Origin of the sequence: Sphingomonas sp. KR3-1 (assembly GCF_040049295.1) — a bacterium.
Lineage (GTDB): Bacteria > Pseudomonadota > Alphaproteobacteria > Sphingomonadales > Sphingomonadaceae > Sphingomonas.
Genome location: NZ_JBDZDQ010000002.1, coordinates 66906 through 87033, shown reverse-complemented (window position 1 = coordinate 87033; position 20128 = coordinate 66906). Strand labels below are relative to the sequence as shown.

Sequence of the window (20128 nt, the reverse complement as noted above, 5' to 3'; positions counted from 1 at the left end):
AGCCACCTGTCCCAGGGGTTGCCTAATCGAGATCAAGGGTTAGGAAGCCCGGACCGGTGGGGGCCGTCCAGGGAGAAAAGCAGGGCAATGCCCGCGCGGCACGACCTATCCGGTTTCATCCGTTCCACCTTCCGATCCGTCTGGGCGCTCGAGCTGCTCTGCTTCCTGCGAAAGGGCGCCGAGCGTGACTGGAGCCGCGCCGAGCTGGTCGCCGGCCTCCGCGCCAGCGAACTGGTCGTGGATCAGAGCCTCGACGCGCTCGTCGCCGCGGGCCTCGTCGTGCTGCATTTGCCCGATCGTGTGCACTATCAGCCGGCGAGCGCGGCGCTGGACGCGCTGGCGCGCGCGGCCGAAGCACAATATGCCAGCAGTCCGGACAAGGTCCGGCGCCTGATCGTGTCGTCGTCAAGCGGGGGGCTGAACGCGTTTGCCGACGCGTTTCGCGTGCGAAAGGACTGAGGCTTGGGCGAGATCGCGCCGACGATTGTCTATGGCCTGTGCTTCCTGACCAGCGTTGCATGCGCTTGGCTGCTCGGGCGCACCTGGCGGCGGTCGCGCATGCCGATGCTGTTCTGGAGCGCGCTGTGCTTCGCACTGCTCGCGCTCAACAACGTCGTCCTCATCCTCGACATGCTCGTCATCCACGACATCGACCTTTCCCCGGTCAGGACAACGCTCTCGTTCGGCGCGGTCGCGGTCCTGCTGTTCGGCTTCGTATGGAACCAGGGAGGCGACCAGTGATCCTCGCTTTCGTCTCCGGCGCGACTACCATGGGGTTCTTCGTCGCCGCGCTGTTCTTCCTGCGGTTCTGGCGCAACACCGAGGAAGAGCTGTTCCTGCTCTTCGCGCTCGCCTTCGGGCTGCTCGGTTTCGGGCACATCCTGCTGTCGATCGGCGGGGTACCGGCCGAGGAGCGGAGCTGGCTCTACCTGATCCGCCTCGTCGCCTATCTGCTTATCCTGTTCGCGATCGTGCGGAAGAATCTCTCCGCCCGCTGAAACATTTCGTCCGCGCCTGGCAACTGGAGACCCCCTCCTTCCTCTGCTACCACAAGGGCATAGGGGAGCCGGGGGCGGTACGCAGCGATGGGATATTCGCGTCGACGGAAGCGGGGTGAATGGGCTGCCCGCGCGGCGCCCATGATCCGTGCCGCCCTGTCGCTCTTCATCGGCCTTGCCGGCATGCTCGCCGCCGGGCCCGGCATCGCCCAGCTCTCGCCCCCGGGCTTCGAGGCATTCAAGCATGTCCGCTGGGGCGCCGACGAGGGCGCACCGGACGGCATCGACCAGATCGTCCAGACGGCCGACGGCTATCTATGGCTCGCGGGCGAATATCTCTACCGGTTCGACGGCACGAACTTCGAGCGGATCGACTGGCCCGCCGGCTCGGGCAAGCGTCGCGCCTCGCCTACCGGGCTGATGGTGAGCCGCAGCGGCGAGCTCTGGGTCGGCATGCGCGGCAGTGGCGGCGTTGCGGTGTACCGCCGAGGCGAGCTGCGCGACATGCGCATGCCCGATCCGCCGCGTACGATCTTCCAGCTATCCCAGGCGCCGGACGGCACGATCTGGGCCGCATCGGGCATATTCGACGGGCAGCTATGGCGGTTTCGCGGCGGCCACTGGGAGTCGGTGGGCGACGCCCTCAAACGGCCCGAAGGGGCGATCATGGCGATGGCATTCGCGCCCGGCGGCACGATGTGGATCGCGTTGACGCACCGGGGCGGCGACAGCGGCGCCCTCGCCTATCTCGCGCCCGGGGCCAGCCGCTTCCAGCTTGTGCCCGACAAGGTTTCCGGCAGGCCGGATATCGCGATCGATCGAAACGGCGCGCTGTGGCTTGCGGATACGACCGGCACGCGCATGATCGTCGATGCGCGCGGCAGGGCTCCCGCCCGCCCGATCCGCTTCGCCGCCCCGCCGAACATCCGCTCCGCAACGCTGAGTTTCGATCGCAGCGGCGGACTCTGGGGCACGACCGCGTCGGTCGGCGTCGTCCATATTCCTCCCGCCACGATAGCGGCCGGCGGCGCCGTTAACCCGCCGCCGGTGTTCGGCGCGGTGAACGGCCTCACCTCCGACTTCGCCTATGGCAGCTTCGTGGATCGCGAAGGCAGCGTCTGGGTCGCGACCGAAGGCGGCATCGACCAGTTCCGGCGCACGAGCGCGGTCCAGGAAACGGCGATTCCGGCCGATCCCATCCACGGCCTGGCGATCACCGCCGCCAATGACGGCAGCGTCTATATCGAATCCGGCCAGGCGCTCTTCCGTGCCGAGCCGAACCGGGTACCGCGCCAGATACGCGTGCTGGGAGCCGGCGACCTGGCGATGTGCGCCGCACGGGATGGCGGCATCTGGATCGTCCAGCCAAAGGGAATGCTGCGCGTGCGCGGCGATCGCGCCGAGCCGGTGCCGGGCTATCCGGGCGGGGAGATCCCGACCAACTGCGCCGAGGATCGGCTCGGGCGGCTATGGGTCGCGCTCTTCGACCGGGACCTGGTCTGGCGCGATGCCCGGGGGTGGCATCCCGCCGGCGGGGCGCTCGCCCACAGGCCAGCCTGGGACATGATCCTCACGGGCTCGGGAGACCTCGCCTTCACCAGTCCACCGAACCTAGTGACCCTGCGCGGCGATCGGCTGACCGTGACCAAGGATATCGGCACGCCGATGATCGCCGCGGGCGCGCGGGACATCTTCCTGAGCGATGGCCGCGGCCTGGTGCGGATTCGCGACGGCCAGGTCCGGCGCATCAGCGACAGCCGCTTCCCCTGGGTCGCGCTGCAGCGCAGCCTGGTGCAGACCCCGCGCGGCGAGACCTGGATGATCGGCCGCAACGCGATATCGCGAGTCGCCACGGCAGACCTCGATCGCGCCTTCGACGATCCCCGCGCGCCGCTCGAGCGCACGCTGTTCAACGGGCAGGACGGGCTGGCCAGCGCGACGCAGCATGGCGGCTTCACCGGCACGCAGAGCGTCGTCGGCGGCGACGGCAGGGTCTGGTTTCTCAATCGCCAGGGTGCCGCCTATTTCGATCCCGCCACGCTCCAGCGGAACACCCAGGCCCCGCCCGTCTCGATCCGCTCGCTCGCCAGCGGCGGCAAGGTCTGGCGCGATCCCGGCAGCCTCGTCCTGCCCGTCGGCACGCGCGCGCTCGACATCGCCTATGCCGGCCTCAGCCTCGCCGTGCCGCAGCGGGTGCGCTTTCGCTATCGTCTCGAAGGAGTCGATGACGGCTGGGTCGAGGCGGGCAGCCGACGCATGGCGTCCTATGCCAATCTCGGGCCCGGCCAATATCGGTTTCAGGTGATCGCCGCCAACAACGACGGCGTCTGGAACAAGGCGGGCGCCACCCTCGCCTTCGAGATCCGTCCCACCTTCCTGCAAAGCTGGCCGTTCAAGCTGCTGTGTGCCGCCGCGCTGCTCGGCTTGCTCTGGCTCGCCTATTCGATGCGGATGCGCGTTGTGGCGGGCCGCATCCGCCTGCGAATGGCCGAGCGGATCGAGGAGCGCGAGCGGATCGCCCGCGAGCTGCACGACACGCTGCTGCAATCGGTCCAGTCGCTGACGCTGCGTTTCCAGCTGGCGGTCGACGACCTGCCCGCGAAGCAACCCGGCCGCCCCGCGCTGATCCAGGCGATCGACACGGCCGACCGGGTGATCGCGGAGGGGCGCGACCGCGTGCACGACCTGCGCGCGCGTCAGGGCGGCGATATCGAGCAGATCGTGCGCGACCTGGTCGCCCGGCAGGGATTTGCCCCGCACGTCGCGATCGCGATCACCGCGACCGGCACACCACGCAGCATGGACCCGCTGACGCTGGACGAAGTCACGCGCATCGCCGGCGAAGCGCTGTTCAACATCTGGCGCCATGCTTGCGCCAATCGCGTCACCGTCGAGATTTGCCACGGCGCGAGCTTCATCCTGCGCATTGCCGATGACGGGATCGGCATCGACCCCGAACTCGCCACGCGGGGCAAGGCGGGCCATTTCGGGCTTTCGGGGATGCGGGAACGTGCGCGCAAATTGCACGCCAGCCTTGTCATCGCGCCGCTGCGGGATCACGGTACCGAATTGGTGCTAACGGTGCCCGGTACCCTTGCGTACAAGGCAGAACGGCGCGGATTGCTCGCGCGGTTGCGGAGCTCGTGATGACGGTTGCATCGACCAGTGTCTCGCCCATCCGCGTCCTGATCGTCGACGATCATCCGATGGTGCGCGACGGCATCACCGGGCTCCTCGTCCGCCAGCCTGACATGGAAGCGATCGGCGAGGCGTCGGACGGCGCCGAGGCGGTCACGCGATTCCGCGAACTGGCACCCGATGTCGTCCTGATGGACATGCAGATGGAGGGCACCGGCGGGATCGAAGCGATCCAGGAGATTCGCGCCCTGTCCCGCGACGCCAGGATCCTGGTGCTGACCACCTATGCGGGCGACGCGAACGCGATCCGGGCGATCCGCGCCGGCGCTTCGGGCTATCTGCTGAAGAACTGCATCCGAAGCGAGCTGCTCGATGCGATCCGCGCCGTCCATGCCGGCCGCCGCGTGGTCTGTTCCGACATCGCCCATGCGCTGGCGCAACATGCGCTCGACGAGCCCCTCACCGAGCGCGAGATCGCCATCCTGAAGCTGGTGGCGGAGGGGCATCCCAACAAGCAGGTCGCCTGGCGGCTCAGCCTGTCGGTCGACACGATCAAGGCACAGCTCAAGACAATCTTCGAGAAGCTGGGCGTCCACGATCGCACCCACGCCGTGACCGTGGCGAGCCGCCGCGGCTATATCGAGCGCTAAGGCGTCGGCCGCCCGATATCAGGGATGGATCGACGAGAAGACGATCTCGGCGAAGCCGGGCGCGGTTGCCGCGCGGTTCCAGTCGCGCTGGAGCTCGCAGGCGAGCTGGATCCAGGTGATCGGGCGCGCGCCTGCCTGGACGATGCGCTGCAGCCCGGCCTCATGCGCCAGCTTCGACGTGCCGCCGACCGCGTCGACAACGGGATAGACCTCGAAGCCCTCGCGCAAGGCGTCGAGTGCCGGGAAGGCCAGGCAGACCTCGGTCCACAGCGCGACCATGATCAGCTTGCGCCGCCCCGTCGCCTGCACCGCGGCGACGAAGTCGTCATCCTCCCAGGCATTGATCGAGGTGCGGTCGATGGCCTCCACGCCCTCTAGCACCTCCTGGAGCTGGTGGATGGTCGGAGTGTTGCGGCCCGTCGCGACGTTCACGGTGGAGAGCACCACCGGCAGCCCGTAGAGCTTCGCCGCCTTCGCCACCGCGACGACATTGGCGATCAGCTCGCGCCGCTCCATCGAGACGATCGAAGCGACCTGCACCGGCTGGAAGTCGATGATCACCAGCGCCGCGTTCTGCGGGGTGAGCAGGTCGTCCGTCAGCGGATCGCGGATGGTGGCGGGCGAGGTCATGGCAGGTCCTTGTTCGCGGCGTGGCGCGGAGGTCACGGCTTGGCGGTGTACACCGTGTCGGTGGGGCCCCAGCCGCTGATATAGACGATGGCGGCCTCGTCGCGGGTGAGCGCGAAATGCGGATCGCTGGCGGGTTCGGTGTAGAAGCTGCCCGGCGGCAGCGCCTTCACCTTCGCTTCCTCGGCGAGCGTGCCATAGCCGAAATACCAGGTGCCGCTGACCACCACCGCGCTGCGGGCGTCGCGGTGGGTATGCGCCTGGATGCGCGTGTGCGCCGGCACGCGGATCTCGATCGTGTACGGGCCGGGCCTGGTCGGATCGCCGAGCAGGATCGTGGTGCGGATGCCCTCGACCCCCGAGGTGCCGGCGCCGGCACCGCCCTTGGCCAGCGCGCCGATCTCCGTCGGCGTCAGCCGCACCTGCTGCGCATGGGCGGGAAGGCCGATCGCGAGCGCGAGCGGCACGAGGGTGGCGACTAGCGTGCGCATCCTCACTTGCCCGTCGCCAGGAACGGCTTGACCAGCGCGACCACGGCGGCGGGGTTCTCCTCCATGATCCAGTGGCCCGAATCGGGGACGACGCCCTCGGTCACGTGGGTGGCGCCGGCGCGCATCACCGCCGCCATCGTCAAGCCGAACGACTTCTCGCCGCCGAGCGCGAGGATGGGCATCTCCAGCTTCTTGCCGGTGGCGAGCCAGGCGCGGTTGTCGACCGCGTCCTGATCGAAGGCGGCGAACTGGGCGAAGCCCGAGTGCATCCCGCCGGGCCGCGCATAGAGCGCCGCATAATGCTGGCGGGAAAGCTCGTCGAAGCGCGCGGGATGCGCCGAGAACTCGTTCCAGAACCGGTCGAGATAGATCCGCTCGCGCCCGGCGACCAGGCGTTCCATGTCGGGGCCACCGAAACGGAAATGCCAGAGCAGCGGGTTCTTGAGGATCTCTTCCCACGGCCCGACGCCCGGGACCGGCGCGTCGATCAGCACGAAATGGGTGACGCGATCGGGCACCTGGGTTGCCAGCGCGAAGCCGACCATGTTGCCGATGTCGTGCGTGACGAGGTCGAACTTGTCGACGCCGAGCTTGGCGAGCACGCCCTGCATGTCGCGGCCCTGGGTCATCTTGTCGAAGCCGCCGGCCGGGTGCGACGACAGGCCCATGCCGCGCAGATCGGGGACGATGACGGTATGGTCGTCGTCGAGCGCTGCGGCGAGCGGCGACCACATGTCGCCGGTCTCGCCATAGCCGTGGAGCAGCAGCACCGCGGGGCCATGCCCACCCACACGCACATGGATGGTCGTGCCGTTGGTGACGATGTCCTGCGACTTGAAGCCGGCGGGGAACGGCGCGACCTGGGCCATTGCCGGCGCGGCGACGCAGACCGCCGCTGCCATGAGTAGAGACTTGAACATTGGTGCTTCTCCCGCCCGCAGGCTCCGGTCGATTTCGGACGCCAATGTTCGTCCAATACGGCCCGAGCTCAATGCCGGGCCGGGCGCCAGAGTCTACCCGGTCGGGTAATTCGCTGCGCGCCGACGGGCGGGACCAGACACCCTGGACACGGAAGATGACACGTAAATATAGACAACCATTAGATGTAGTTAACTATCAGTAAATCACCAAAATTACCTACAGGACGATTCTGGCGCTATTCCCGCTTTACGCTGCAATCATGCTGCACTAGAGTCATTGCAAGCAGCCGATCCGGACTCATGCACGATGTCCGCGTTGTTTGCGGGGGATTATCGCCATATCTGGCGGTCCAGTAACCTAAATCCATGTAATACGAACAAAAAAGTTCGGTCGCACAACTTCGTAGCTCATGCTTCTAGCAGATGCAGGAGGAGTGTCGTCATGCCTCAGAACTATTCATGGTCCTATAGCGGCGGTTCGCCAGCCGGCGCCGGCGTCAATGTCGGCGGCAGCGTCGATGTCGACGCAATCGTTACTGCCGGCGTCCAGCTCGCCAAGGGCATGGCCGTCGATCGCGATCTGGCGTTGCAGATCGACGATGTCGACAAGCTCGCCTTCTTCGTCCTCGCCTCGTCGCTGTACGACGGCTCGGTCGAAGTGAAGGCTGACACCGCGACGCGCACCAAGCTCACCGGCCCGCTCATTCTCCACGGCGCGGCGGTGAAGCTGTTCGCAGGCGATCTCGACAAGATCAGCCTCAAGAACACCAACGCGACCGACGTCGCCGACATCCAGATCCTGATGGGGCTGAAGCTCGGCTGAGCCCCTTGCGTCGATTCCCGTCCATTGCACAAGGAGGCCGCCATGCCTGTCTCACCGACCTATCCGGGCGTCTATATCCAGGAAATCGATTCGGGCGTGCGCACGGTAAGCGGGGTCGCGACGTCGATCGCGGCCTTTGTCGGACGCGCGCTGCGCGGGCCGGTCAACGAACCGGTCGCGTGCTTCAACTATGGCGAGTTCACGCGCCGCTTCGGCGGGCTCTGGTCGAACGGCCCGCTTTCCTATGCCGTCGACGATTTCTACGCGAACGGGGGCGGCCAGTGCGAGATCGTCCGCCTGTTCGAGCCCAATGACGCCACCGACACCGGCATCGCTACGCTGAACATCGGCGCACTGGCACTCCAGGCCGCGAGCCCGGGCGCCTGGGGCAACCAGCTGACCGGCACCGCAGTACATCCGGACACGATCGATCCGGGCGGGGCAGCGGCGGCAGCGGCGAAATACGGGCTGGCGGTCAACGACCTGTTCGACCTGACGATCACCGACACGGCGACCGGCGCAGTCGAGGTGATCCGCAACCTGACCGTGCGCGCCGATGGCGGCGAGCGCCGCTTCGACCGCGTGCTCGACGAGCAATCCAACCTGGTCAGCTGCCAGCGCAACGCGGACAACACGCCCAAGCTCGGCAATCGCCCGGCCAACAATGTCAGCGGCACGGCCACCGGCGGCAATGACGGCGCGGCGCTCGGCGATACCGACTTCATCGGCGATCCGGACAAGAAGACCGGGATCTACGCGCTGAAGAAGGCCGACATCTTCAACCTGCTCAACATCCCGCCCGATGTGCGCGGCGGCACCCTGCCGCGGACGGTGAACGAAGCGGCGGCGCAGTTCTGCAAGGAGAAGCGCGCGGTGCTGCTGGTCGACCCGCCCGCGCTGTGGGACCAGAACCCGGCCGAGGCGCCGGCGCTGGTCAAGGCGAAGCAGCTGAGCGCCGCGGACCAGGTGCTCTCGCTGACCTATGCCGACTATGCCGCGCTGTTCTTCCCGCGGCTGCTGCGCCGCGATCCGCTGCGGGCCGGCCAGATGGACGTGTTCCCGCCCGGCGGCGCGATCGCCGGCGTGATCGCGCGCACCGACACCAATCGCGGCGTGTGGAAGTCGCCGGCCGGCATGTCGGCGACGATCTCCGGCGCCGAGGGCCTCACGGTCAAGATGACCGACGACGAGAACGGCCTGCTCAATCCGCTCGGCGTGAACTGCCTGCGCGCCTTCCCCGGCACCGGGCTGACCGTGTGGGGGGCGCGCACGCTGAAGGGATCGGACCAATTGTCCGACGACTACAAGTATCTCGCGGTGCGGCGGCTGACGCTGTTCATCGAGGAGAGCCTGTATCGCGGCACCAAATGGGTCGTGTTCGAAGGCAATGACGAAGCGCTCTGGGCGCAGATCCGGCTGTCGGTCGGCACCTTCATGCAGCGGCTGTTCGCGCAGGGTGCCTTCCAGGGATCGAGCCCGCGCGACGCGTTCTTCGTCAAGTGCGACGGGAGCACGACCACGCAGGACGACCGCAACCGCGGCATCGTCAACATCGTCGTCGGGTTCGCGCCGCTGCTGCCGGCCGAATTCGTCATCCTGTCGATCCAGCAAATCCGCAACGCGGCCTGATTCAGGGGAGATCGATCATGGCACCACCGTTCACCGCCAATCCCGACCGGCACGATCCGTACAAGACCTACAAGTTCCGCCTGCGCTATCCCAATGGCGACTATGTCGCCGGGCTGAGCAAGATGAGCGCGCTCAAGCGGCATACCGAGGTCGTCAAGTTCCGCGAGGGCGGCGATCCCTCGACGCACCGCAAGTCGCCCGGCCAGACCGAATATGAGGCGATCACGCTCGAGCGCGGCGTCACCAACGACACGACGTTCGAGCAATGGGCGAACAAGGTGTGGAACTATGGCTCCGGCCTGGGCAGCGAGGTTTCGCTGAAGGACTTCCGCAAGGACCTGGTCCTCGAAATCTACAACGAGGCGGGGCAGCTGGCACTCGCCTACAAGCTGTTCCGCTGCTGGCCGTCCGAGTTCACCGCCTTTCCCGATCTCGACGCCTCCGCCAGCGCGGTGGCGATCCAGACGCTCAAGCTCGAGAATGAGGGCTGGGAGCGCGACTATGACGTGCCCGAACCCAACGAGCCGAGCTTCACCGAACCGGCACTGTAGGGGTTCGCCTCGTGCGCCGATTCAGCGCCCTGGATCTGATCGAGATCGCGGAGCACGGTGCGGCGCTCGGACCGGCGGCACGCGCCTTGCTGCTGCTCGTGTCGGGTGCCGGCCTGCCCTATGACGCGGCGGCTTCGCTGCCGCTCGGCATGCGGGACCGCTGGCTGTTCGCGCTCCGCGCGATGCAGTTCGGCGCGCGGATCGAAGTCGCGCATCGTTGCAGCGATTGCGGCGAGGGTTTCGAGTTCGCCCTCGCTGCCACGGATATCGACCGAGCCGCCTTGCCCGCCGCGGACGCGCCGGCTTCGCTGGACATAGACGGCGTCGCGGTGCGCGCGGTGACCGCGGGCGACCTCGCCGCGTGCGAGGGCCTCGGCCCGCTCGCACGGACAGCCCTGCGCGAGCGGATCGCGCCGGACGGTGCCGCACTGGATGCCGCCGCGCTCGACGCCGCGCTCGACACGCTCGATCCGGATGCCGAGGTGGCCATCGCTGCGCGCTGCCCCGAATGCGGCGCAGATCAGTCGATCCTGCTCGATATCGCCAGCTTCTTCTGGCGCGAGATCGAGTTTCGCGTGCCGCGGCTGCTGCAGCAGGTCGCCGACCTCGCGCGGATCAACCATTGGTCGGAACGCGACATCCTGCTGCTCCCGCCCGCGCGGCGGCGCTTCTACCTGGCGGCGGCGGGGCAATGAGGGGATTGTTCGATCGCCTCGCGATGCGCGTCGCCGGCAGCCCGCCCGGGCTCGCCTGGCCGCGCGTGCCGACGCGCTTCGAACCCCTGCCCGAGGAAGCCGGCTTCGCCGAGCCGGCGCCCGCGGTTCCAGCGGATGCCGGGGCGCCCCTCCAGCCCGACATGGCGAGCCCGCCGCGTGCGCCGGCGGCCTCTCCGCCCCAGGCATCGGCGCTCATGTCGCTTTCCGCGCCACCGGCAGCGGCCCAGCCGGCGCGCGTTTCTCCAGTTAGCGAGACGCAGGGCGGTGTTGTGCCGAGCTGGTCGACCGCGATTGCCGGAACGCCGCTCGCCGCACATCCGGCAGCCGCATCGCCGCCGGCACAGCCCGCGGTCATCCAGCGGCGCGCGCTCGATGCGCCGTCGATGCCGGGCGGTGACAGCGCCCCGGCGCCCGCCCTGTCGGCCCCGCCGGCAGCGCCTTCCAGCATGCCTCCCGTCGAGAGCGATCGACGGGTTTCGCCCGTGCCCGCCGCGGCGCCTGCATCCGCGCCCGCGCCAAGTGCGCGGCGGCCTGAAGCGGCGCACATCGCCGCGATCGAGGTAGCGATACCGGCGTCAGCGGTGGAAGCGGCGCCTGCCCCGTTCGTCGCATCTCCACCCGATCCGGTCGGCGCATCCGGCCCGATCGAGCACCGTGCCGACCCACGCGGACCGCAGCCCTCCGCCGTCGCACCGGCCGCTGCCCCACCTGTCTCCACGCCGACAGCGGCATCCCCCGCACCCGGCACCAGCCCGACCCAGGTCGAGAGCGTGCGCGTCGAGGCCGCGCCAGCCGAACGCGCCTCTCAGTCCCGCCCGCACCACGCGGACGCCGTGCCCGCGTCCTCCGCGATCCATGCCGCGACCTATCCGGCGACGCCGCACCCGCGCGCCCCGAGCCCTCCCGCCCCGCCCATCGTCCAGCCGATCGTCGAGGTGCACATCGGCAGCGTCGAGATCCGCGCCGCCCAGCCGGCAGCGCTTCCCCCCGCGCCCTCCGGTCCGGCCGCCCGGACGCTCGACGACTTTCTCGCCGGGCGGCACGGGCGATGAGCAATTTCCGGTCGGTCGCCGTGGTCACCGCCACGCTCGAGCACGTCCTGCAGGACGCGGTGAACCAGGCCGTCAGCCAGGGCGATGTCCGGATCGGGGCGCCGACCGCCAAGCTGGCCGAAGAGAACAAGCCGCTGGTCAATCTCTGCCTGTACCGCATCGTCCCCAACGCCGCGCACAGCAACGCCTATGTGGCGACGCGCGACGGCGCGGGGGAATCGCGCGCGCGCACCCGGCTGGCGCTCGATCTCCATTATCTGCTCAGCTTCTATGGCAACCCCGCCAAGTTCGAGCCCGAGCGGCTCTACGGCGCGTGCGCGCTGGCGCTCGGCGCGGCGCCTGGCTTGTCCGTCGCGGCGATCGAGACCGCCAGCACCGATTCCGCCAACTCGCCGGCGCTCGACCATGCCGACCTCGCGGCCGAGGGGCGCACGATCCGCATCGGGCGCGAGCAGCCCTCGCTCGACGACTGGTCGAAGCTGTGGTCGGTCTTCTTCCAGGTGCCCTACACGCTCTCCACCGCATGCATCGTCGAGAATGTCGTCATCGAGACGCAGGACGCGCCGGGCGGGGCCGCGCCAGTGGCGTCGCCGACCTTCCACGCCGCGCCGATGGGGCCGTTCGTGATCGAGAGCGCCGGGCCCGCGCCCCGGCAGATGGGCGCCGTCGCCTGGGGCGGCACGCTGTACCTATCGGGGTCCGGCATCGCGCGGATCGGCAATGGCCTGTGGCTCGACGACGCGGCGCAGCCGATCGCCGACGATTGGGTGGCCGGCGGCAACCTGGCGCTGCCGATGAAGCCCGCGCTGTTCGGCGGCATCACCCCGCGGATCGGCGCGCACCGGCTGCAGGTCGTCGCCGCGCCGGCCGATCCGGCAACCCCCGCGCATCTGCGCCGCCGCTCGAACATGGTCGCGCTGGTCATCGCGCCGAGCGTGACCGCGATCGCGCCGGGGCCGGGCGCCGGGCAGGTCAGCGTGACGGTCGCCCCGCCGCTGCAGGAGGGCCAGGTGGCCACGCTGCTGCTGAACGCGCGGAGCACCACTTCCCCGGCCAGCGCCGCGATCGCCGCCATCCCGCCCGCCGCCTTCCCGGCGAGCAGCCTGGTGTTCGATTGCAGCCAGCTCGGCGCGGGATCGTACCTGGCCCGGCTCGACGTCGACGGCTATGCCTCGGCGCCCGAGGTCGGCAGCGATCCGAACCAGCCCGATTTCGGCCAGCTCACCGGCCCGCTAGTGACGCTGACATGAACGCCGCGCCGGCCCTCCAGCCGCTCGCCGCGGGCTTCCCGACCGTCGCCGCCTGGCTCGACGGCAAGCGTGCGCCAAAGCTGCCGCAAACCCGCGCCGACGACATCGCGGCACAGTTCGGGCTCGACAATTTCGGCCGCAACCTGCTGCTGCTCGGCGCCTATGCCGCGCTCGAGCCCGAGGCGGGCGAGCGGATCGCGGCGCTGCATGGCGACCCTCGCCGCACCGCGCCCAGCGTCGGGCTGGCGCTGAGCCAGTTGCCCGACGCGCATTGGTCGGCGCTGGGCGCGGGCGCACCGTTGCGCGCGATGGCGCTCATCCGCATCGACGCACGCGACGGGCTTGGCGGCGCGCCGTTCGCGCTGGCCGAGCCGGTGCTGCTCGCCCTGCTCGACGCGCCCTCGCTCGCCGAGGAGCTGGCGATGGAGGCGCGCACGGTCGCGCCGCGCAAGGACCTGTCGCCGTCGCGCCGGCGCCTGGCCGATGCAATCGCGCTGCGGCTCGCGGCAGACAGTCGCGCGACGATCCAGCTCTGCGGCCTCGATCCCGCGGGCAAGGAGCAGGCGGCGGCGGCGGCGATCGGCGGCGACCGGCCGATGTTCGCGATCAACGCGGCGATGTTGCCGAATGCGCCGTCGGACATCGCGCGCCAGGCACAGACCTGGCACCGCGACCTGCTGCTGACCGGGGGCGAGCTGTTCGTCGACGCCTCGCGCATCGCCGACCCGGCGCCGCTCGTGCTGTTCGCCGAGCTGGTGCGCCTGCCGCTGATCATCGCCGCGCCCGACGCGCTGCTGCTCGGCGCGGGACCGACCGTGCGGCTCGACATGCCGCGGCTGACCGCCAGGGAGCAATTGCCGGTGTGGCGCGATCGGCTCGGGAGCTATGCCGGCAAGCTCAACGGCACGCTCGATCGGCTCGCCAGCCAGTTCGCGGTGTCGCCCGAGCTGGCCGACAGCGTCGCCGCCGAACTCGACGTCCTCGCCCAGCCGGCCGCGCCGGCGAAGAAGGGCAAGAAGGCGCCGGCGCCCGATTATGGCGGGATCGCCTGGGACGCCGCGCGGCGGTTCGCCCGGCCGCGCATGGACGACCTGGCACGGCGGGTCGAGAGCGAGGCGACCTGGAACGACCTGGTGCTGCCGCCGCGGCAAAAGGCGGTGCTGGAGGCGATCGCCGCGCAGGTGCGCAACCGCGCCACCGTCTATGAGGAATGGGGCTTCGCGCACCGTGCGGGCGGCCGCGGGCTCGGGGTCAGCGTGCTGTTCTCCGGGCCGTCGGGCACGGGCAAGACGCTCGCCGGCGAAGTGCTGGGCGCCGAGCTCGGGCTCGATGTCTACCGGATCGACCTGGCCTCGATGGTGTCGAAATGGGTGGGCGAGACCGAGAAGAATTTGCGCCGGGTGTTCGACGCGGCCGAGGAAGGCTCGGCGATCCTCCAGTTCGACGAGGCCGACGCGCTGTTCGGCAAGCGCGGCGAAGTCAACGACAGCCGCGACCGGATGGCCAATATCGAAGTCAGCTATCTGCTCCAGCGGCTGGAGGAATATCGCGGCCTGTCGATCCTGACGACCAACTTCCGCGCCAATATCGATCCGGCCTTCCTGCGCCGGCTGCGCTTCATCCTCGATTTCGACTTTCCCGATGCGGCCGAGCGGATCGAGATCTGGAAGCGGATGCTGCCCCAGGACATGCCGCGCGAGGCGCTCGACTTCGGCCAGCTTGCCCAGCTCAACATCGCCGGCGGTTCGATCCGCAACGTGGCGATGGTGGCCGCCTTCCTCGCCGCCAATCGCGGCGGCGATGCCCGGCTGACGATGGAGGATGTGCGCGCGGCGTCGCGGCTCGAATATGAGAAGCTCGGCCGCTCGCTGACCGCGGCCGAGCTGCGCGGGTGGGAAGCATGAGCGGGCCCGCGCGCATCCATGTGCATATCGACCGGCTGACGCTGGTCGGCGTCGCGCCAGGCGATGCCGCAGCGGTGCGCGGCGCGCTGAGCCGGGCGATCGCCGCCGAGCTCGCCAGCGCTGATCCGGCCGCGCTGGGCGGCGATCGTGGCCGCTTGTCGCTGAGCGTGCCGCCGGTCGCGGGTGCCGCCGATCTCGGCCAGTCCGCCGGCCGCGCGCTTGCGCGCCAGATCACGGGAGCGCGCCGATGAGCGCGCGGCAGGCCAGCGCCGTCCGCAGCCAGACCGGGCGGCCGGGCACGGTGATGCGCAGAAGCGCGCCGCCGCCGAGCCGCCAGGCCTCGCGGGTCTTCGCGTCGCTGTCCGCGGTGCCCTCGGTGCAGCGGAAATGCGCAGCCTGTGGAGAGGCCGAACGGCACCACCCGGTCCAGCCCCGGCTCGAGGTCGGCCCCGCCGGCGACCGCTACGAGCGCGAGGCCGACAGCATCGCTGCGCAGGTTATGGCGATGCCCGGCCCGGCTTCGGCCGCACAGGGCGAGGCGACCCCGGCGAGCGGGGCGGTGCAGCGCGCCTGTGCCTGCTCCGGATCGGAAGAGCAGGTGCGTGCGCACCGCGAAGGCGGCGCCGAAAGCCTGGCGGCCTCGGATGCCGAGCTGACCACCGGCGGCGCGCCGCTGCCGGCGGGAACGCGCGACTATTTCGAAGGACGGATGGGCCGCGACCTGTCGGGCGTGCGCGTCCACCAGGGCAGCGATGCGAGCGCGATGAACGCCAGCATCTCGGCACGCGCCTTCACCTACAGGAACCATGTCTGGCTGGGCGCCCGTGAAACTGCCGGCCCCAGCTTCACCATGGCGCACGAGCTCGCCCATGTGATGCAGCAGACCGCGCCCGGGCCGATTGGACCACAGCGCCGATCGCTGGACGCGACGCCGAGCCAGGCGCCGACGGTGATGCGCAAGCCCAAGAAGAAAAAGAAGGGCGGAGCAGCCCCGCCGCCGGGGCCCACCAAGGCGAAATCCTGCGCGCTCGAATTGTGCTTCGCCCCGATCGGCGTGGCCGGCCTGGGCAAGGCGGGTTTCGTGCACGCCAAGGTCAACATGACGGACTCTGCCGGCGGCAAGTCGCATGTCGAAGTGCAGCCGGGCAGCGACAGCGGCGTCGCGGATCCGGCTTCGCTCAGCGCCGGCGGGCGGACCACCGGCACCCACAGCCATGTCGAACATGCCGGCGGACACGGCACGGGATCGACCTGCATCACCATCCCCGCGACCTGCGCCCAGGTGAGCGCGGTCAACAAGGCTGCGAGCGAATATGAGGCGCTGGATGTCGTCTACAACGCGCCGCCGGGGCCGAACAGCAACAGCTTCGCCGAATGGATCCTCGACCGCGCCGGGATCGGCACGAGTTCGATCTCGACCCCGGCGGGAGCACTGGGCTGGGGCTTCTACCTCTCCAATCCGGGCGACCGCGCCAAGCCGCCGCGCGTCGCGCGCACCGCCGGCAGCACGAAATGCTCGAAGCCGGTGAAGAAGGCCGCCAATTTCAAGGAACTGGTCGCGCTGCTGCGCACCGCCGAGAAGCAGATGACGGCATGCGGGGTCACCGCCGTCGGCGAGCAGCTCAACATGCTGCGCGGCATCTTTTACGGTACCCCGTGGAGCAAGGACTTCGAGACCTCGCAGCAGAGCCATGTCCGCAACCAGATGTTCAACGTCTATGCCGGCACGACCCAGCCCAAATATGCGATGGAATGCCTCGACTGCGGCACGTTCCTGTCGATCGGCGCCAGCCAGGACGTCACCGATCCGACCGGCAAGGTCGATGTCGGGCACATGCTCATCGGGATGGATGCGCGGCGGAGCTTCCTTGCGCGCACCGCTCCCCAGCCGGTCGGCGCGGTGCCCGGCGTCGAGGCCTCGACCTGGGTCGGTGACCTGGGCGGCGGCGCCGCGCGCCTGTCGGTCGACCGGGTCAAGAAGCCGACCGCAAGCGCGCTCACCTATTTCAAGGGCACCGATTATGGCGGCCCGATCAACCTGGAGGGCGACGTCGCCGGCTATGCGGTGGGCGCGGGAACCGTCAGCTCGGGATCCGTCCCGTCGCTCAACATCGCGCCGGGCAAGGGCGTCGCCGATGCCGTCAGCGACTATCTGATCGGCGCCAAGGGCTCCGCCGCCGGCCGCAACACGCGGTGCACGGACTTCCTCACCGCCATGGGCGGCAGCTTCGGCGCGAGCGGGCTGACCAACACCGCCGCGGTGAAAACCTTCGTCTCCAAGGAGATCGAGAGCTTCGCCTGCTGGTACATGGTCAATTTCATGCGGCAGAATGGCGGCATCAACCTGAAGACCGCGAAGGAGGCCTCGCACTTCATCGTCGGCGCCTCGCAGGAAATCGGCAGCATGTTCGTCGATGCGCTGGTCGACTGCACGAAGAAGCCGGCCGCGACGCTGGCGGTGAAGGGGCCGGCCCCGACGCCGACGCCGCGCGCATCCTCCGGAACCTGCCTGATGGCGCTGGGCGCCGCGGCGATCTCCTCGCCCGGCCAGCTGCTCGACGACGCCAAGGAAAAGGCCGGCGAATTCCGCAAGGGCATCGAGGACCTGGTCAAATGAGTGGGCAGCATGCCACCGCCGTCCGCGGACACGCAGCGCAGCGGGCCGCACCGCCGGTGATGCGTAGCATCGAGTCCCTGCCAAGCCGCCATGTGCTGCCGCCGGTCGCCTCGCTGTCGGCGGTGCCGGCGGTGCAGCGCAAATGCGCGGCGTGCGAGGAGAAGGACCGCAGCCACCCGATCCAGCCGCGGCTCGCGGTCGGCCCGGCCGGGGATCGCTTCGAGCGGGAAGCCGACAGCATCGCGGCGCGCGTGATGGCGATGCCCGATCCGGGGGCGGCGCTGGGTGCGACGACGACGCCGCCCGCGGGCGGCGCGGTGCAGCGCGCCTGCAGTTGCGGGGCGTCGCCGGCCGAGCCGCGTGCGCGCCGCGATGCCGGGCCCGAGACGCTGGCGGCCTCCGATGCCGAGCTGACGCGCGGCGGCGCGCCGCTTCCGGCGGCGACGCGCAGCTATTTCGAGGGGCGGATGGGCCGCGACCTTTCGGGGGTCCGCGTCCATCAGGGTGGCGACGCCAGCGCGAAGAACGCCAGCATCTCGGCGCGCGCCTTCACCTACAAGAACCATGTCTGGCTCGGCGCCAGTGAGACCGCCGGTCCCGGCTTCACCATGGCGCACGAGCTCGCGCACGTGATGCAGCAGACCGCGCCAGGGCCGGTCGGTCCGCAGCGCCGGTTGGCCAGGGGTGCGCACGCCCACGCCGCCGCGCCGACGATCAGGCGGGTGGGAATGACGCCGCCCGGCGATTGTACGCAATCCCAATATATCCCGTTGCGGGCGGCGGTCGTGTTCTGGTGCAAGGAACCCGAGGGGCTGGACCGATGTGAGGAGAGCGATTCCTGCGGCCAGCTTCGCCTGAAAATACGGCAGTTCCAGATGTGCGCGCGCGTGCGGCAGGAGCTTGGCGATATCTGCTTTGGCGGCGGCGACCAGGGGCATCGGGACCAAGTGCGAAGCGTGCGGCGCGGGCAGGCGAACTGCATGGAGATCTATCGCAGCAAGTGCCAACGCCGCCGGGAGCGCGAGCGCGTGCGCGTGCCGGTGGCACCGCCTGTCACCGTGCCGGAGGGGCGCCGCGAGCGCAGCCCGGTGCGGGTGCCGGTAGCACCGCCGGTAGTGGCACCTCCAGTCGTGGCCCCGCCGGTCGTGGCACCTCCAGTCATCGCCCCGCCCGTTATCGCTCCGCCCGTCATGGCGCCGCCGATCACCTCGGCTCCGCCCCGATCGACCCGCCAGATCATCTCGGATTGGGCGCGGCGGGTCGCCACCAGCGGCGAGGGCGCCATCGCCGCTGCGGAGCGGTTCATCGCCGAGAACCCCAATCTGACGGCGTTCATCGCGGGCGCGGGCGTGGGCGCGATCATCGGCCTCATCGCCGACGATGCGACGATCATCGGCATTGCCGACGACGTCCTGGTTCCGATCATCGCCGCGCTGGAATGGGTAGCCGTGCGGGCGCTGATCTTCGGGCCGCCCGCCCTGGCCGCAGCGGCGAGGGCACCATGATGGCCGATCGGCAAAAGGATATCCTGGCCCGCATCGCGGATGCCTTTGCGGAACGGGGGCTCCCGCCGGACGAACCGATGTTCGCGGGCGGCGCGCCGGATCTGGACGCCGCGGGCCTGGCCGCGCTGGCGCAGCAGGGCGGCTGGCAGGTGCTGCCCTGGAACGCGCTGTGCGCCAATTCGGCGGCGCTGGCCTTCGCGACTCCGGCGGCGTTCGCCTATCTCCTGCCCGCCTGCATGTGCGCGTCGCTGGCGCATTATGCCAAATGCGGCGCGCTTACCTCGATGCTGCTGACCTGCCTGACGCCGCAGGACGACAGCGACATCGAAACCATGGCCCAACTCGAGCGCGACTTCGAAGAACTCGAGCCGGGCTTCCTGGACGAAGACTCGGCGAGCTGGGTTTTTGCCCGCGACGAGGGGGCGGACGAAGCGTTCGAACAACGCGTCGCGCTGCTGACCGGTCCGGAGCGCGATGCGGTGCGCGCCTATCTGCAGCATCTCGACGAAGCCCATGGCCGCGACTTCCCGGTCTTCGGGCCGCGCGAGGCGCTCGACCGCTTCTGGGCCGCGCCCGACCGTGACGGAGCGCGCACATGAGCAGCTTCCCGGGCTCCCCCAAGGTGCTGAAGGGCGCGATCGTCGGGCTGGACCTGTTCAACCCGCTCTCGTCGGTGGCGATCTTCCAGTACAATCCGGAACAGATCTCGCGCAGCCTCGCCCCGCAATATTCGGAAGCCGGCGGTGGGCGCGCCGAGGCGCTGCGGCTGGCGGGGCCGCCCGCCGAGACGATCAGCGCGAACCTGACGATCGACCTGATCGACCAGATGGAACAGGGCGATTCCGGGCCGCTCGGCGCGGGCATCACCGGCTATCTCGCCGCGCTCGAGATGCTGGTCTATCCCAAGTCGCTGCTCGTCGCCGCGAACCAGATCCTGATGCAGCTCGGCACGATGGAGGTGATCCCGCCGGTCGCCCCGCTGACGCTGTTCATCTATGGCTGGAAGCGCGTCGTCCCGGTCAAGATCCAGAGCCTGTCGATCACCGAGACGATGCACGACCCGGACCTCAACCCGATCCGCGCCGAGGTGTCGGTGGGGATGAAGGTGCTCACCTACAACGACCTGGCGATCACCAACCCCGGCTACTGGGCCTTCATGGCGCACCAGGTGATCAAGGAAGTGCTCGCCACCGTCGCCAGCGTCGAAAATGCCGCGGGGGTGTTCGGCGGCAGCACGAAATTGTTCTGAGGGAGGGA

Annotated in this window: 20 protein-coding genes; 17 read left to right on the top strand and 3 right to left on the bottom strand. The window is 69.6% G+C overall.

From position 1 onward, the window contains the following. The first annotated feature begins 87 nt into the window (after positions 1 to 87). The 5 genes from ABLE38_RS12515 (at position 88) to ABLE38_RS12495 (ending at position 4786) form a co-directional block, all read left to right on the top strand. Positions 88 to 459, top strand: a complete 372-nt coding sequence (locus tag ABLE38_RS12515; protein ID WP_348974559.1) for a hypothetical protein — start codon at positions 88 to 90, stop codon at positions 457 to 459. A gap of 3 nt (positions 460 to 462) precedes the next feature. After that, on the top strand, positions 463 to 741 hold the full coding sequence (locus ABLE38_RS12510) for a DUF5985 family protein (RefSeq protein ID WP_348974558.1): 279 nt from the start codon (positions 463 to 465) through the stop codon (positions 739 to 741). Continuing rightward, positions 738 to 998, top strand: a complete 261-nt coding sequence (locus ABLE38_RS12505) for a DUF5985 family protein (protein ID WP_348974557.1) — start codon at positions 738 to 740, stop codon at positions 996 to 998. Before ABLE38_RS12510 ends, ABLE38_RS12505 begins: the two co-directional genes overlap by 4 nt. A gap of 141 nt (positions 999 to 1139) precedes the next feature. Next, on the top strand, positions 1140 to 4145 hold the full coding sequence (locus ABLE38_RS12500; RefSeq protein WP_348974556.1) for a triple tyrosine motif-containing protein: 3006 nt from the start codon (positions 1140 to 1142) through the stop codon (positions 4143 to 4145). Then, positions 4145 to 4786 carry a response regulator transcription factor gene (locus ABLE38_RS12495; RefSeq protein WP_348974555.1) on the top strand — a complete coding sequence of 214 codons (642 nt, stop codon included), beginning with the start codon at positions 4145 to 4147 and terminating at the stop codon, positions 4784 to 4786. The genes ABLE38_RS12500 and ABLE38_RS12495 overlap by 1 nt, the downstream gene beginning before the upstream one ends. Before the next feature lie 18 nt (positions 4787 to 4804). Here ABLE38_RS12495 and ABLE38_RS12490 read toward each other — a convergent pair whose 3' ends face one another. From ABLE38_RS12490 to ABLE38_RS12480, 3 genes are read right to left on the bottom strand one after another with little or no spacing between them, the layout of a single operon-like run. After that, complete coding sequence (locus ABLE38_RS12490; RefSeq protein ID WP_348974554.1) at positions 4805 to 5416, bottom strand: isochorismatase family protein; 612 nt, start codon at positions 5414 to 5416, stop codon at positions 4805 to 4807. A gap of 32 nt (positions 5417 to 5448) precedes the next feature. Then, on the bottom strand, positions 5449 to 5904 hold the full coding sequence (locus ABLE38_RS12485; protein ID WP_348974553.1) for a cupin domain-containing protein: 456 nt from the start codon (positions 5902 to 5904) through the stop codon (positions 5449 to 5451). Positions 5905 to 5906: 2 nt separating this feature from the next. After that, complete coding sequence (locus ABLE38_RS12480) at positions 5907 to 6824, bottom strand: alpha/beta hydrolase (protein WP_348974552.1); 918 nt, start codon at positions 6822 to 6824, stop codon at positions 5907 to 5909. A gap of 442 nt (positions 6825 to 7266) precedes the next feature. Here ABLE38_RS12480 and ABLE38_RS12475 point away from each other — a divergent pair, with 442 nt between their 5' ends. Genes ABLE38_RS12475 through ABLE38_RS12420 form a run of 12 tightly spaced genes read left to right on the top strand, consistent with a single transcriptional unit; the run spans position 7267 to position 20120 of the window. After that, a complete protein-coding gene (locus ABLE38_RS12475) occupies positions 7267 to 7647 on the top strand; it encodes a hypothetical protein (RefSeq protein WP_348974551.1) in 381 nt (126 codons plus the stop codon). A gap of 42 nt (positions 7648 to 7689) precedes the next feature. Further along, on the top strand, positions 7690 to 9276 hold the full coding sequence (locus ABLE38_RS12470) for a phage tail sheath subtilisin-like domain-containing protein (RefSeq protein ID WP_348974550.1): 1587 nt from the start codon (positions 7690 to 7692) through the stop codon (positions 9274 to 9276). 17 nt (positions 9277 to 9293) lie between these two features. After that, the gene (locus tag ABLE38_RS12465) at positions 9294 to 9827 is read left to right on the top strand and encodes a phage tail protein (protein ID WP_348974549.1); all 534 of its coding nucleotides are present in this window, start codon (positions 9294 to 9296) and stop codon (positions 9825 to 9827) included. Positions 9828 to 9838: 11 nt separating this feature from the next. Continuing rightward, positions 9839 to 10522, top strand: coding sequence for a hypothetical protein (locus tag ABLE38_RS12460; RefSeq protein ID WP_348974548.1), 684 nt, complete (start codon positions 9839 to 9841; stop codon positions 10520 to 10522). Further along, positions 10519 to 11595, top strand: coding sequence for a hypothetical protein (locus ABLE38_RS12455; RefSeq protein ID WP_348974547.1), 1077 nt, complete (start codon positions 10519 to 10521; stop codon positions 11593 to 11595). Before ABLE38_RS12460 ends, ABLE38_RS12455 begins: the two co-directional genes overlap by 4 nt. Further along, a complete protein-coding gene (locus ABLE38_RS12450; protein WP_348974546.1) occupies positions 11592 to 12845 on the top strand; it encodes a Pvc16 family protein in 1254 nt (417 codons plus the stop codon). Before ABLE38_RS12455 ends, ABLE38_RS12450 begins: the two co-directional genes overlap by 4 nt. Then, complete coding sequence (locus tag ABLE38_RS12445) at positions 12842 to 14749, top strand: ATP-binding protein (RefSeq protein ID WP_348974545.1); 1908 nt, start codon at positions 12842 to 12844, stop codon at positions 14747 to 14749. The genes ABLE38_RS12450 and ABLE38_RS12445 overlap by 4 nt, the downstream gene beginning before the upstream one ends. Continuing rightward, complete coding sequence (locus ABLE38_RS12440; protein ID WP_348974544.1) at positions 14746 to 15000, top strand: hypothetical protein; 255 nt, start codon at positions 14746 to 14748, stop codon at positions 14998 to 15000. Before ABLE38_RS12445 ends, ABLE38_RS12440 begins: the two co-directional genes overlap by 4 nt. Next, positions 14997 to 17366, top strand: coding sequence for a DUF4157 domain-containing protein (locus ABLE38_RS12435; protein ID WP_348974543.1), 2370 nt, complete (start codon positions 14997 to 14999; stop codon positions 17364 to 17366). The genes ABLE38_RS12440 and ABLE38_RS12435 overlap by 4 nt, the downstream gene beginning before the upstream one ends. A 59-nt stretch (positions 17367 to 17425) precedes the next feature. Next, complete coding sequence (locus ABLE38_RS12430) at positions 17426 to 18871, top strand: DUF4157 domain-containing protein (RefSeq protein WP_348974542.1); 1446 nt, start codon at positions 17426 to 17428, stop codon at positions 18869 to 18871. Continuing rightward, complete coding sequence (locus ABLE38_RS12425; RefSeq protein WP_348974541.1) at positions 18868 to 19470, top strand: hypothetical protein; 603 nt, start codon at positions 18868 to 18870, stop codon at positions 19468 to 19470. Before ABLE38_RS12430 ends, ABLE38_RS12425 begins: the two co-directional genes overlap by 4 nt. Further along, positions 19467 to 20120, top strand: coding sequence for a hypothetical protein (locus ABLE38_RS12420; protein WP_348974540.1), 654 nt, complete (start codon positions 19467 to 19469; stop codon positions 20118 to 20120). The genes ABLE38_RS12425 and ABLE38_RS12420 overlap by 4 nt, the downstream gene beginning before the upstream one ends. Positions 20121 to 20128: the final 8 nt, after the last annotated feature.

Excerpts from the sequence above, each read along its gene's own strand:
- ABLE38_RS12515 (WP_348974559.1), top strand. The coding sequence starts at position 88 with ATGCCCGCGCGGCACGACCTATCCGGTTTCATCCGTTCCACCTTCCGA.
- ABLE38_RS12500 (WP_348974556.1), top strand. The coding sequence starts at position 1,140 with ATGATCCGTGCCGCCCTGTCGCTCTTCATCGGCCTTGCCGGCATGCTC.
- ABLE38_RS12495 (WP_348974555.1), top strand. The coding sequence starts at position 4,145 with ATGACGGTTGCATCGACCAGTGTCTCGCCCATCCGCGTCCTGATCGTC.
- ABLE38_RS12490 (WP_348974554.1), bottom strand. The coding sequence starts at position 5,416 with ATGACCTCGCCCGCCACCATCCGCGATCCGCTGACGGACGACCTGCTC.
- ABLE38_RS12485 (WP_348974553.1), bottom strand. The coding sequence starts at position 5,904 with ATGCGCACGCTAGTCGCCACCCTCGTGCCGCTCGCGCTCGCGATCGGC.
- ABLE38_RS12480 (WP_348974552.1), bottom strand. The coding sequence starts at position 6,824 with ATGTTCAAGTCTCTACTCATGGCAGCGGCGGTCTGCGTCGCCGCGCCG.
- ABLE38_RS12475 (WP_348974551.1), top strand. The coding sequence starts at position 7,267 with ATGCCTCAGAACTATTCATGGTCCTATAGCGGCGGTTCGCCAGCCGGC.
- ABLE38_RS12470 (WP_348974550.1), top strand. The coding sequence starts at position 7,690 with ATGCCTGTCTCACCGACCTATCCGGGCGTCTATATCCAGGAAATCGAT.
- ABLE38_RS12465 (WP_348974549.1), top strand. The coding sequence starts at position 9,294 with ATGGCACCACCGTTCACCGCCAATCCCGACCGGCACGATCCGTACAAG.
- ABLE38_RS12455 (WP_348974547.1), top strand. The coding sequence starts at position 10,519 with ATGAGGGGATTGTTCGATCGCCTCGCGATGCGCGTCGCCGGCAGCCCG.
- ABLE38_RS12450 (WP_348974546.1), top strand. The coding sequence starts at position 11,592 with ATGAGCAATTTCCGGTCGGTCGCCGTGGTCACCGCCACGCTCGAGCAC.
- ABLE38_RS12445 (WP_348974545.1), top strand. The coding sequence starts at position 12,842 with ATGAACGCCGCGCCGGCCCTCCAGCCGCTCGCCGCGGGCTTCCCGACC.
- ABLE38_RS12440 (WP_348974544.1), top strand. The coding sequence starts at position 14,746 with ATGAGCGGGCCCGCGCGCATCCATGTGCATATCGACCGGCTGACGCTG.
- ABLE38_RS12435 (WP_348974543.1), top strand. The coding sequence starts at position 14,997 with ATGAGCGCGCGGCAGGCCAGCGCCGTCCGCAGCCAGACCGGGCGGCCG.
- ABLE38_RS12430 (WP_348974542.1), top strand. The coding sequence starts at position 17,426 with ATGCGTAGCATCGAGTCCCTGCCAAGCCGCCATGTGCTGCCGCCGGTC.
- ABLE38_RS12425 (WP_348974541.1), top strand. The coding sequence starts at position 18,868 with ATGATGGCCGATCGGCAAAAGGATATCCTGGCCCGCATCGCGGATGCC.
- ABLE38_RS12420 (WP_348974540.1), top strand. The coding sequence starts at position 19,467 with ATGAGCAGCTTCCCGGGCTCCCCCAAGGTGCTGAAGGGCGCGATCGTC.